Annotated in this window: 9 protein-coding genes; 3 read left to right on the top strand and 6 right to left on the bottom strand. The window is 51.1% G+C overall.

Translation table 11 applies throughout. From position 1 onward, the window contains the following. Positions 1 to 68: 68 nt before the first annotated feature. Positions 69 to 425, top strand: a complete 357-nt coding sequence (locus FPG75_RS05530; RefSeq protein ID WP_143305711.1) for a winged helix-turn-helix transcriptional regulator — start codon at positions 69 to 71, stop codon at positions 423 to 425. Here FPG75_RS05530 and FPG75_RS05525 read toward each other — a convergent pair. The 6 genes from FPG75_RS05525 to FPG75_RS05500 form a co-directional block, all read right to left on the bottom strand. Next, positions 407 to 931 (bottom strand): GNAT family N-acetyltransferase, encoded by a 525-nt coding sequence (locus FPG75_RS05525; protein WP_143305709.1) that lies wholly within the window; start codon positions 929 to 931, stop codon positions 407 to 409. The two genes, FPG75_RS05530 and FPG75_RS05525, sit on opposite strands and share 19 nt — an antisense overlap. Before the next feature lie 87 nt (positions 932 to 1,018). Beyond that, entirely contained in the window at positions 1,019 to 2,176 is a 1,158-nt protein-coding gene (locus tag FPG75_RS05520; RefSeq protein WP_143305708.1) for an efflux RND transporter periplasmic adaptor subunit, read from the bottom strand. A 43-nt stretch (positions 2,177 to 2,219) separates the two neighbouring features. Next, positions 2,220 to 5,495, bottom strand: coding sequence for an efflux RND transporter permease subunit (locus FPG75_RS05515; protein WP_143305706.1), 3,276 nt, complete (start codon positions 5,493 to 5,495; stop codon positions 2,220 to 2,222). A 26-nt stretch (positions 5,496 to 5,521) separates the two neighbouring features. Then, complete coding sequence (locus FPG75_RS05510) at positions 5,522 to 6,916, bottom strand: TolC family protein (protein ID WP_143305704.1); 1,395 nt, start codon at positions 6,914 to 6,916, stop codon at positions 5,522 to 5,524. A 150-nt stretch (positions 6,917 to 7,066) separates the two neighbouring features. After that, positions 7,067 to 8,350 (bottom strand): sensor histidine kinase, encoded by a 1,284-nt coding sequence (locus FPG75_RS05505; RefSeq protein WP_143305702.1) that lies wholly within the window; start codon positions 8,348 to 8,350, stop codon positions 7,067 to 7,069. Further along, complete coding sequence (locus tag FPG75_RS05500) at positions 8,347 to 9,030, bottom strand: response regulator transcription factor (RefSeq protein ID WP_143305700.1); 684 nt, start codon at positions 9,028 to 9,030, stop codon at positions 8,347 to 8,349. The genes FPG75_RS05505 and FPG75_RS05500 overlap by 4 nt, the downstream gene beginning before the upstream one ends. A 158-nt stretch (positions 9,031 to 9,188) precedes the next feature. On the opposite strand from FPG75_RS05500, the gene FPG75_RS05495 reads away from it, so the two are divergent. Both FPG75_RS05495 and FPG75_RS05490 read left to right on the top strand, forming a co-directional pair. After that, positions 9,189 to 10,301, top strand: coding sequence for a hypothetical protein (locus FPG75_RS05495; protein WP_143305698.1), 1,113 nt, complete (start codon positions 9,189 to 9,191; stop codon positions 10,299 to 10,301). Between the two features lie 286 nt (positions 10,302 to 10,587). Next, the gene (locus FPG75_RS05490; RefSeq protein ID WP_144695831.1) at positions 10,588 to 12,201 is read left to right on the top strand and encodes a hypothetical protein; all 1,614 of its coding nucleotides are present in this window, start codon (positions 10,588 to 10,590) and stop codon (positions 12,199 to 12,201) included. Positions 12,202 to 12,245 lie beyond the last annotated feature (44 nt).

Genomic DNA, 12,245 nt, shown 5'->3' with positions numbered 1-12,245 from the left:
GAAGACAGGCACTTTTATGTGCGATACTTACTTTTACGTGAGTAATGCCACCATAAACATTTTGAACGATGCCCGAGTTTTTTCATGACCGCAAACTATATTATACCCCCATCGAATTTGCGCTGGAGCATATTGGAGGCACCTGGAAGATGCCCATCCTGTGGCGTTTACAGAAAAATACCATGCGGTATGGAGAACTGAAAAAAGATATCCCGCACATCACGCACAAGATGCTTACCTCCCAGCTGCGCGAGCTGGAAGAGAAAGGTATGATATCCCGGAAAACCTATGCAGAAGTGCCACCCAGAGTGGAATACACCATCACGGAGAAAGGCCTGAAAGCCATCCCCGTGATAGAAACCATCATCAAATATGGTTATGAGCTGGTGATAGAAAGTGGTATCGATTACCCGCCGAAATCCTGAGCCAGCAAGCGGTATACGAAGCTCTCCTCCTGCCCTGGCACATCGTTAAGAGTGCTGTAGCGCAGCATGCCTGATTTTTCCAATACCCGCACAGATGCTTTGTTCTGTGGCCGTACCAGGCCGTATACCACGGGCTGCTGTAATTCGTGAAAGGCGTAGGCGAGGCCGCTGTGGCAAAGCTCCGTAGCGTAACCCTTCCCCCAGGCGCCGGGCGCAAAACGGTAACCGATGTTGAGGCGTTCGGTATCGCCATACATTTTCCAGGTGAGGCCGCCGAAGCCGATCACCACACCAGGATGGTCTTTTTCTTCGATTGCCCACATTCCAAAACCATGATGTTTCCAATGTTGCAGCCAGGTCTGTAAAAGGAATTCCACTTTCTCCATGCTGGTATAAGGGCCAGCGGGATTATACACATTGGTGGCAGGATCGCTGTATATTTCGTATAGCCATGGCAGATCGGTTGCTGCGGGAGGCCTGAGCAAAAGCCGCGTAGTATGGATCATGATGTAAAAATACCCAATTAAAAATAAAAGCCGCAGGTATATACCTGCGGCTGCATCACTCTCTATTGTATCTAACCATTGAAAATTCTACTGTTGTGCTGATCCTGCCGGTTTATTCTCTGTAATATGTATTTGTTTGATCTCTGAACTATCCCTGATCTCTTCATTCGCTACTTTGATGATCACATCATCCGGCTTGAGCGGACCAAATACTTCTGTTTTATCATCTACCCTGCGACCGGTTTTTACAGGTGTCCAGTTGGCTTTGTTGTTCACCACGCGGATCACATATACGCCGCGGGTAGAGTTGAGCACCGCTTTGGCAGGCACCACAAAAGCATTGGTATTGCTGCCGCTCAGCGGGATAGATACTTCCGCTACCATGCCGGGCAAGAGGCGCTTGTCGGTATTGGTTACATCCATCTCGATGCTCTGTGAGCGCAAACGCTCATCCAGTGCGCCCGACAGGCGGGTCACTTTGGCTTTGAAGGTTTGATCGGGAGATGACTTAACGGTAAAGTTCACTTCGCTGCCATTACTGAGGTAGCTGGTGTATGCTTCGGGCACGCTCACGACTAAACGTAGTTTCTTCTGTTCCTGCAAGGTGAAGATGGGCAGGTCGGAACCTTTGCCTGCAGGGCCTACATAGGCGCCGGGGCTCACGTTCCTCCTGCTGATCACACCGCTGAAGGGCGCGCGGATCTCGAGGTAGTTGCGGGTGTCGCCGATCTCGCGGTAAGATGCTTTGGCGGCATCGAGCTGTGCGAGGTCAGACTTTTGTTTGGCGAAGGCGATATCGAGATCGTTCTGTGAAACGGTACCTGGCGTTTTGCTCGTTTGCAGCAGGCGGTCGTAGGTAGCCTTGCTGGAAAGATATAACGCCTCCTGCGATTTCAGCCTGGACTCGGCGCCAGCCAGCTGCGAGCTGAGCTCGGGCGCTTCCATGGTCACGAGCAGCTGGCCCTGCGTTACCTCGCTGCCTACATCTACATACAGCTTTCTTACAAAGCTGCTCACTTTAGCGTATAGGTCTACCCGTTGGAAAGCCACCAGTTCGCCGGGAATGGTGATCGCGGAGGTAAGGTCGTTCTTCTTGAGGGTGAAGGCGTCTATGCCGGCAGGTGCGGCAGTGGTCTCTTCTTTCTTCTTTTCATCTTTGGCCTCTGTAGCGCCGCAGCCCTGCAAGATCACCGCCGATGCCATTATCGGCAAAAGTATAGCGATAAAGTTTGATGCTGGTTTCATAAAATGTTTTTTATTATCTGATAATACTGTCAATATCGCTGATTTAATGCTTCTTGATAGGAATATAGTGTATGCTTTCTTCATCTTCCGGATCCAGTGATACGCTCTGAGTGCTGGCCTTACCCTGGCCCCAGGCAAATGCCAGCGGCAGGATGAACAGGGCAGCGATCGTAGAGGCGACCAGTCCGCCGATTACGGCGCGGCCCAGTGGCGACGACTGGTCGCCGGCCTCTCCCAGCCCGCTGGCCATTGGTATCATACCTACCACCATCGCGAGTGCAGTCATCACGATCGGGCGCAAACGCAGCGCTGCCGCCTCTTGCGCAGCCATCAGCGCATTGCCGTTATGCTTGCGCAACTGCTCCGCATTCGTGATCAGCAGCACCGCATTGGAGATGGACACGCCCACCGACATGATCATACCCATGTACGACTGCAAGTTAAGCGTAGAACCGCACATCAGCAGCAGGGCCAGTGAGCCTAACAATACTGCCGGCACAGTAGCCAGCACGATCGCGGATACGCGGAACGACTGGAAATTGGCCGCCAGCATGAGGAAGATCACCACTACCGCCACCAACAATCCGCTTTGCAAACTGCTCAGCGTATCGATCAGCGTGCTGCTGAGGCCAATCAACTCTACGTTGAGACCGCGGGGCAGCTCGCCCAGAGAGGAGATGGCTGCCTGCACATCTTTGGAAGCAGCGCCCAGGTCTTTCTTATTCAGGTTAGCCGTTACCGTTAGCATCGGCAGCGAACCTACGTTGTCATTTTCGCCATAGGTCACATCCGGTGTGATGGTAGCCACATCGTTGAGGATAGGCCGCGCTGCATTCTTCAGCAAAGGTATCTCGCCAATATCATTCTGCGTACGGATCATATTCTCCGGCACCTGCACCTGTACGTTATAGCTCAATCCTGCTTTTTCATCTACCCATATATTCTTCTCTGTTAAACGGGAAGAAGAAGTACTGGCGATGAGAGAGCGGGAGATATCGCCTACATCCACGCCCAGCTGGGCGGCGCGCACACGGTCGATATTGATGTTGAGCGCAGGATATTTGATAGATTGACCTAACTGCACATCGCGGAGGTAAGGTATCTGTTTCAGTTTATCGATGATGCGTTGCGCATATTGTTCATTCACCTTTTTATTCCTGCCGGAGAAACGGATCTCTATTGGCGTGGGCGAGCCCTGGCTGAGGATCTTATCGGTGAGTTCGATGGGCTCGAAAGACAATTGCAGCGACGTATCGATTTTCCTCGCACGGTCCCTGATCTTGTCTTTCAGCTCATCGAGGTTGGTTTTATAATCTTCTTTCAGGGCCACCTGCAACACGGATTCGTGCGGACCTGCCATCCAGAGGAAGATGGGCGCAGTAGAAAACAGTTGCGGGTGAAGACCTACGAATGCGGAGGTGATGGATACATTGTCTTTCCCCACGATATCATTCACCGCATCGATCAATTGTATCGTTTTCTTTTCTGTTTCTTCGATACGCGTACCATCGGGTGCGCGCATCCTGAGCTGGAACTGGCCGCTATTCACTTTCGGCAGTACGTCGCGGCCAATACCGTTGATCATAAAGTATACAAATATGCATACGAGCACGAGATAGGCGCTCACGATCACTTTGCGGTAAGGCATCATACGGTTGATGAAGCGGAGGTAGCGGGCGCGCATACGTTCAAAGCGGCTCACTTTTCCATCGCGGTTGCTGTCTTTTCTTTCTACCAGCGCTTTCTTCTGTTCCCAGGTATCGCCCTCTCCGCCTGTATTCAGGCCGGCGGCGGCAAATTCTTCCGCATCGCTCATGTTGCTGCCGTCGGCTTTCTTGTGATGTTTGGCTTTCATGATCCAGTTAGCCATTACCGGCACAAAAGTTTGTGCAAGGAAATAGGAAACGATCATGCTGAAACCGATGGCCAATGCGAGCGGCAGGAACAAAGATCCCGGGATGCCGCCCATGGTGAAGGCCGGCGCAAATACCGCGAGGATACAGAAGAGGATCAGCAATTTCGGGAAAGCGATTTCCTTACAGGCGTCCCAGATGGCCAGGGTCTTGGGTTTCCCGAGATCCAGGTGCTGGTGTATATTTTCTATCGTTACCGTACTCTCATCCACGAGGATACCGATGGCCAGGGCCAGGCCGCTGAGCGTCATGATATTGATCGTTTGTCCGAAGAGACTGAGGAAGAGTACCCCGGAGATGATCGACGTGGGGATGGTGAGGATAACGATGAGCGCGCCGCGGAGGTCGCCCAGGAACAATACCACCATGAGGCCCGTCAGCAAGGCGCCGATGGCGCCTTCACTCAGCAGGCTTTTCACGGAATTGATCACATAAGTAGATTGGTCAAATTCGTAGCTCAGCTTCACATCTTCCGGCAATTGCGCCTGTATTTTGGGCATTGCTTTTTTCAGGTTCTGCACTACTTCCCAGGTGGAGGCGTCGGCAGCTTTCGCGATATCGATGTATACGGAGCGGCGGCCGTTGATGAGGGCATAGCTGGTGCTCACGTCGGCGCCATCTTCCACACTGGCAACATCGCGCAGGTAGAGGTTTTGCACGCCGTTTTTAAACAGCGGTATATTTTCAAAATCGCGTATAGTCTTGATCGTTGTATTGGCCGGCGTGATGTAGTTTTTGTCGCCGATACGCACGTTACCGGAGGGCGCTGTCTGGTTGTTGAGGCGCAGCGCTTCTACCAGCTGATCGGGCGTCATGTTGTGCGAGCGTAATAGTTCGGGGTCGGCTTTGATCACCACGGTGCGGATGTTACCACCGAAGGGTGTGGAGCCTACCAGGCCGGGTATGGATACGAAAGAAGAACGTACATACACGTTGGCCAGATCGAGCAGTTCGTTGTTGCTGCGTTTGTCGGAGCTAAGCACGAGCTGCCCTACCGGCAAGGTGGAGGCGTCGAAACGAATGATGAAAGGCGGGTTGGAACCGGGTGGAAATATCGCCTGGATACGGTTGGAGAAGGCGCTCACCTCCGCTGCCGCCTGGGCCATATTGGTACCGGGATAGAAATTTATTTTGATAAGGGTAAGGCCCTGAATATTTTTTGTTTCAATGCTCTTCACCCCGTTCACAAAAAGCAGGATGTTGATATACTGTTTACCAAAGAAGGATTCCATCTGGGTAGATGTATATCCGCCAAAGGGGTGTGAGAGGTAGATCACCGGCATATCCAGCTTCGGGAAGATATCGATCTTGATGGTACTGACCGCTTTGATACCGAAGAAGAATAAGCCGGCCACCAATACCAGGATGGTGATGGGCTTACGAAGGGCGAATCGGATTAGGTTCATACTTTTGATTTATACTTGAGCTTACGTTACAATTCTTTTTCAAACAGCGTAAAATCGCCGCTGGCAGAGGCTTTCAGCAGGAGCGCCTGCCATACGTTGCTATAGGCGATATCGCGGTCTGTTTCTGCGCGGGTGAGTGCATACAGGGCCTGTGTTACATCCACGAGGTTAGTGAGGCCGTTGTTATAGAGCACCGATTTCTGCAAATAGGCGTCTGATGCGGCTTTCACCTGTACCGGCACTTCGCGGTAATTTTCCAGCGCGTTGGCGATCTTGGTATCAGAGAGTTGCTTTTGCGCTACCAGCTGCTGGTTCAGGAGATCGTATTCTTCCTGCAAGCCTTTGCTGACGAGGCGTTGTGCTTTCACCTGCTGCGCAATCCGGAAGGGCTGCGTGAAGTTCCAGCTGATGCCTACTCCGATGAGATAGTTGGTACGCGTAGGTTTGGCGCCATCCCACCAGCTATGGCTGTAGGCGTCGGGGTTTTGTGCGCCGTAGGTAGGTTCAAAGCCGCTGCCCCTTGTCTGGATCAGGCTCACGAGCGAGAAGGTCGGGTAGTTCAGCGTGCGCGAATATTTCACCTGCTCGTCCGATACCGCGATGCGGCTCTTGTACCATTGCAGCAACGGGTGATTGGCGATGGCGACAGAGTCGCTGAAGAAGTTGGGCAGGTGTTGTACGAAGATGGTATCCAGTGTAAATGACTGCGGCGGCACGCCCATGAGCTGTGCGAGCTGGTTGGCCTGCGTTTGCTCGAAATCCACGGCGCGGGTGAGCGCGATGCGTGCGCTGGATACTTCGGCATTGGCTTGCGCGGAATCCACGCCGGCATTGAGGCCGTTCTTTACGCGGGTAACGACAATATTCCTGAAAGTGTCTGCACGGTTCAGGTTTTTGCGGTACGACTCGGTGAGCCTTTGCGCAGCGAGTAAATTAAGATAGGTGGCTGCTACCTTTACTTCCTGTTGAAAAATTTCTTGTTGCCAATCTTTTGAATCTCTGATAGCAGCCGCCTGTGCTGTCTTTATCTTTTCTTTGGCGCGGCCAAAGGCGAAGAAGTCCCAGTTTACGTTAGCGAGATAGAGCGAACCAAAAGCGGCGTTCCAGTTCTGGTTGGGCAGCGGCGCGCCTGAAGAGGCCGCGCCAAAGCCGCCAAAGCCATACAGGGGGCCGTTTTGCCCGTTGATGGTACCATAATCCTGTTGTGCCGACAGGTTCAGGTTGGGCAGGTAATCGCGCTTTGCCTGCACGGCCGTGGCGGCTGATGCTGCTGCATAACTGGCCTTGGCCTTGATGGTTCCGTAATTATTTACTGCTGTTCTGATAGCGTCTTTCAGCGTCAGCAGCTGCTGAGCGCTGGCAGGACAAGTATTTGCAAGGATAAATGTGAGGAGTAGCAATAAGTATCGTCTGTCAAACATGAATATCAAATTTTGCTAAGGCTTTCGGTAATTAATCTCATAGCAAAATGACTTCAGGATTTTGAAGTAAACTTGAAGTAGGCAGGAACTGTATAAAAAATGTCCTTTTTTTATGATGAGCGGTAAATGGGTATTAAAGCGAAGAAGCGCCTAGATCGCTTCAAGCGCGGGCGCCCTTGATATTTCCCGGTGCAGTTTTCCCTGAAAATCCACCTGTATCACGTGCAGGTTGTTTTCGTAATGATAGGTGATATTGAAATCGCACACTTCGCAAATCTGTTTTACAATGGCGAGGCCCAGCCCTACGCTGTCGCTGCACTGGTTGCCCTTTTTGAAGCGCAGGAACAGCTCTTCTGCCGGGAAGGCGGGCGGCATGCCGGTATTTTTGATGATCAGCTTGCGTTGCGTCAGCTGTATATCGATCATACCATGGGGCACATTGTGGCGGATGGCATTGCCTATGAGGTTGTTCATCAACATATCCGCCAGCACCGGGTGTATTCTCAATAAAATATTCTTGTCGATATCTTTCGTCACCATCAGGTGTTTGATCTCTATACGATCTTCGTACATGGCCAGTACGTCTTTGGCGACGCGGCAGAAGCGGATGTTTTCGGTGGCGGTGTATTCGTTGTTTTCCAGTTTCGCGAGCAGGATGAGCAGGCGGTTGATCTTCGATAATTTCTCTACGGCATTCTGCATATCCTCGATGAGGGCAGCCTGGCACTCTTCAATATTGGTTTCGCTGAGCAGTTCCAGTTTGTTGCGAAGCACGGCCAGCGGGGTTTGCAGCTCATGAGAGGCATTTTCGCTGAATTCTTTTACAGCGGCATATTCATCCACAATACGGTCGGTCATTTTTTGCAGGAAGGTGTTCAGTTCGCGAAATTCGCGGGTGCTGCTCTGTACAAATTCCACTTTCTTCTTGACATGGAACGACTGGATCAACTTCATGGTTTGTTTGAAGGAAGATAATATCCATTGCGATACCAGCCTGGCAGTGATAACCATGCAAGCCACGAGCAGCAAGAGTTTCCAGAACACCGTTTTGAGGATTACGCCGGCAATTTCTTCATGCGCAGGTACGTAGTTGGCAGAGGCGACCTCATAATTTTTACCGTTCACCTGGTAATAGGAACGGACGGTCATGCGGGATTCGTGATGAACCGGATCAGCTTCTACCTGTACATTACTCTTGCTGGCCGGCAGCGCGCTCAGTTCGCGTGCGGTGGTAACGGTGCTGCTAACGCGATTATCAGGCTGCTGGCCTTTACGCAGGCCGGCGGCCACTTCTTCATTGATGCCTTTCAGCCGCGCGATCTCCGTATCTTCGATGTGCTTTTCCAGGTTATAATAGCAGTAATAAGCCGTGATCGGCGTGGTGAGCAGGATCACCGCGATAAACCACAAAGTAAATTTATCAACCAGTTTCATGATTTGGAAGCATTAAACTTGTATCCCAGTCCATATACGGTATCAATATAATCCGCTCCATTGGCAGCGCTGATCTTCTTACGCAGGTTTTTGATGTGCTGGTATACGAAGTCAAAATTAGCTAAATTGTCTGTATAATCGCCCCAGAGGTGTGTAGCGATGGATTGGCGCGACAGCACCCTGTTTTTGTTGACCACCAGGTAGAGCAGCAGATCAAATTCTTTGCGGGTGATATCCAGCACCGTCTCATTAACAGTGGCTTCCAGGGTATCGGTATTGAGGGTGATCTCATTAAAGCTGATGATATTGCTACCGGAGAGCTTCTTGCGGCGGTAGATAGCGCGCAGGCGGGCATGCAGCTCCGGCAGGTGGAAAGGTTTGGTGATGTAATCATCTGCCCCGTCTTCCAGTCCGCGTATCTTGTCATCCAGCGCATCTTTCGCGGAGATGATCAATACGCCGCTCTGTATCTTTTGCGCCTTGATGAGGCGCAGCAGTTCCAGTCCGTTCCCGTCGGGCAACATGATATCGAGCAATACACAATCATATGTGTAGAGCAAAAGTTTCTCCTGGGCCTCATCATAACTATGGGCCAGCTCACAGATGTAACCTTCCCTGCACAGGAAATTATGGATGCTATCGGCTATTTCCTTGTTATCTTCTACTGCCAGTACTTTCATGCGACTAAAATACGGGGGAATTTTGAGAGAAATTTGAAGTTTGTTAACGGACAGGGGATTTATGCCACCCGGTTGCAGGCACGACGATTAATTTAGCTGTCACCCAATCCCATCATATTTTATCATTTTTTTATTTTATTATTTTAAAACCCGAACCCATGAGAGCACATTCCTGCGTTGCCGGCAGCCTGGTAGCGCTGCTGCTGTTTGGCGCCTGTACCAAACAAATGAAAGACGATCCCGCTAATGCGGCGAAACCCTTGTCCAATGCGACTATCAAGGCTTCCGCTCCTGACCCCGACGGCGCGGCGCTGCACCAGTTTCTGATCAAAAGTGGCCCCGCTTTCGAAACCTTCACCATCAATGCGCAGGAAGATGGCCTCTTCCGGACGCGGTCAGGCAATATCTACACCATCTCCCACAACTCGCTGGCAATGCCCGATGGCAGCCCGGTTGGAGGCCCGGTAACCGTGTACGTGAAAGAGATCAGCACCCCGGCCAATATGATCTTTGCCGACCGCCAGACGGCTACCAACACCGGCATACCACTGGCGTCTTACGGCGAGTACTTTGTGCGCGCCACACAAGGCGGCATAGACCTTCAACTGCGTAAAGACAGCGCCGTAAAAATACAGGTACCCGCAGGACAAACAGACATCAAACAGATCCCTATGTGGAACGGCGACACCACTGTTACTGCAAGCCTCTCCGGCTACAATTACATCAACCAGTATATTACCGTGACCATGCAGGTGAGCGCTAACAAAGGGATCGACTGGCAGCAGGTGACCAACCCGGCTTCGGCGTATGCCTTGTTCGATGGCACGAACCTGAATATCCGCCTGGACAGCCTCATCAAATGGACCAACTGCGACCGCCTCAATCCGGGCAGCAGCCCGAAAACCACGGTGCTGGGCTATTTCACCAGCAATTACAACCCGAATACCGCTACCAGCTTCACCGGCGAAGAACCCAGCATGCTTTTTTTCAAACCCTCCGGGCAGAATACGATCATCAAGTTCTATAACACGATCTTCAATGCGCCCGCAGGCTTCCAGGGTTTCCTGAGCTATCAGAACACAATTCCTGTTGGGCTGAAAGGCACCTTCCTCGCTATCTCTTCCATCGGTGGCGTGTTCTATGCAGACCAGCAGGATGTGACCATCCCCGCACCGCCGGCCGGTCAGAACTATGTTGCCTTCAAATTCAACCCCAGCCCCGTTTCTCCCGGAACGCTGGCAGCGCTGATCACCAGCATGAATACGAAGTAAGATTTACGGATTTATGGATTTACGGATTTACGGATTTATGGATTTGTGGGGACAGATCTATAAATCCGTAAATTTTTCGTATAGCTGTTAACGTTATATGATTTATTATTTTTCAAAAATTTATTTGTTTTTATGATTAAAATTTTATCTTTGGAAACAAAGTGTTTGCAGATTATATAGTAAGGATGACTAACTAATTACGACAGACCGGACTATGAATTCCCTCAATCAGCACCATTACCTCACGCGTTAAAGACTTATCTATGTGGAACCCCTGTAACCTTGCATGGAAAGGCATTTCCAGCGTTACATGCACATCCTTTCCCGGCTTTTCTATGACTGGATAACCTGCCGCCCCGCTTGCAGGCATCGTCATGCAGTGTATCATACTATCAAAGTATTGATACCGGGATTGTATTGCTCCAACAAGATCACTCTCTACCTCAAAATTACTATCATGAAAAAACATTTCTTCTTCATCATCGTGGTGATGATCGCAGCGGCAGCAGCCATCGTGATATGGAAAAATCCGGCCGGGGCTATCAGGCAACAAAAAGTGTATTCGTTCCCGTTATCGAGCGACATACCGCACGACCTGCCACTGAGCGCCACAGAGGCCGATTTCGCGGAATTTGCCTGGAACGAGTTCTTTGCATTGAACTATCGTTCCAACTACAATACCATCAAACACTGGCGCGGCAAGCCTGACCTGAACTGGAGCTACAACTCGGCCAAAAGTCCCGGTAACTATCCCGATCTTACCGTATGGGAAACCTACAATCACCGGGTGGAACTGCGGCCAGCAAGCGACAGCATGCTGCCCTTCGATAAGGCGCCGGTATACTCTTACTACCACCCCTATCCCATCGCCCCAGGCACCGACACCACAGCCTTCAACAACCTGGATGAGAGCAGCGAAATAGGCTCCTGTAACCTGTATGCGTTTGTATCACACTACCAGCGGCAATACCAGGTGCTCTACCAGGCCAAAACAAACCGTGATGAATATAATTACATCCTGACCTACTACAATAAAAAGGATTCTCTAAAGAATGCAACCGCCAGAACGCAAAGCAACATCTCGAAACTCAATGCCTATTACAAAGGGCATCCTTCTTCCTGCAACTGCGATCCGAAAGAGAAAGTGATCTGCCTGCCCTGTGGAGGCCCGGGACAGGAAGGCGCCATCGAGGTAAAGACCGCCTGGCGCAAACTCACGCCAGGAGAGGATCGCAGGAGGTTCTTCATGCGTAGGGTACTCACTTACCGCAACACGCCGGAAGGCATCAGGGCGGTAAATGATGAATATGCCCTCATCGGGTTACATATCATTCACAAAACAACTAACTATCCTGATTTTATCATTGCCACCTTTGAACAGATGGATGTGGAATATCATGATATGGGCTATGCATTACTGAAGAATGATGTAGAAACCGGCGGCATCAGGCCGTATGTCCGGGACCATCCTATCCTGCAGATCACCAAAAATGCCACCGATGCGGCGCACCAGCAGCTCGCCAAAGTAAACCGTAATTCCGTATGGCTGAATTACCGGCTGGTAGGCGTGCAACATAGCCCCACCAACGACACGCATTCGCCCAATTTCTATTTAGCCAATTACGTCATAGAATCAGATAGTGTGCTGCAAAATTTCAGGGGCAGCTCTATTGATTCACCGTACAATGGCGGTGAGAACACGTTCATTAACGGGCATAAATATACGATGGGAGGCTGCCAGGGATGCCATGGCGCCGCACAGTTAAGGCTCGGCACGGACCTGTCGTTCCTGCTGGATAACGTTGGCAAGCCGGTGGATAAACCCGATGTGGGCAGCACCTCCACTAAATTCCGGCTGTACCAGGAAGCCTTCCGAAGAATTTCAGCGGTAGACAAATGAAGGTTTGGCGAACAGGAAGCTCCATCACGGCGACGTGAGGAGCT

The organism is Chitinophaga vietnamensis (assembly GCF_902167635.1).
Classification (GTDB): Bacteria; Bacteroidota; Bacteroidia; order Chitinophagales; family Chitinophagaceae; genus Chitinophaga; species Chitinophaga vietnamensis.
Note: the sequence above shows the minus strand (reverse complement) of the source record. Positions and strands in the feature narration are given on the sequence as shown.

Coding starts and splice junctions, on each gene's coding strand:
- FPG75_RS05515 (WP_143305706.1), bottom strand. CDS start 5,495: ATGAACCTAATCCGATTCGCCCTTCGTAAGCCCATCACCATCCTGGTA.
- FPG75_RS05510 (WP_143305704.1), bottom strand. CDS start 6,916: ATGTTTGACAGACGATACTTATTGCTACTCCTCACATTTATCCTTGCA.
- FPG75_RS05495 (WP_143305698.1), top strand. CDS start 9,189: ATGAGAGCACATTCCTGCGTTGCCGGCAGCCTGGTAGCGCTGCTGCTG.
- FPG75_RS05500 (WP_143305700.1), bottom strand. CDS start 9,030: ATGAAAGTACTGGCAGTAGAAGATAACAAGGAAATAGCCGATAGCATC.
- FPG75_RS05525 (WP_143305709.1), bottom strand. CDS start 931: ATGATCCATACTACGCGGCTTTTGCTCAGGCCTCCCGCAGCAACCGAT.
- FPG75_RS05505 (WP_143305702.1), bottom strand. CDS start 8,350: ATGAAACTGGTTGATAAATTTACTTTGTGGTTTATCGCGGTGATCCTG.
- FPG75_RS05530 (WP_143305711.1), top strand. CDS start 69: ATGCCCGAGTTTTTTCATGACCGCAAACTATATTATACCCCCATCGAA.
- FPG75_RS05490 (WP_144695831.1), top strand. CDS start 10,588: ATGGAAAGGCATTTCCAGCGTTACATGCACATCCTTTCCCGGCTTTTC.
- FPG75_RS05520 (WP_143305708.1), bottom strand. CDS start 2,176: ATGAAACCAGCATCAAACTTTATCGCTATACTTTTGCCGATAATGGCA.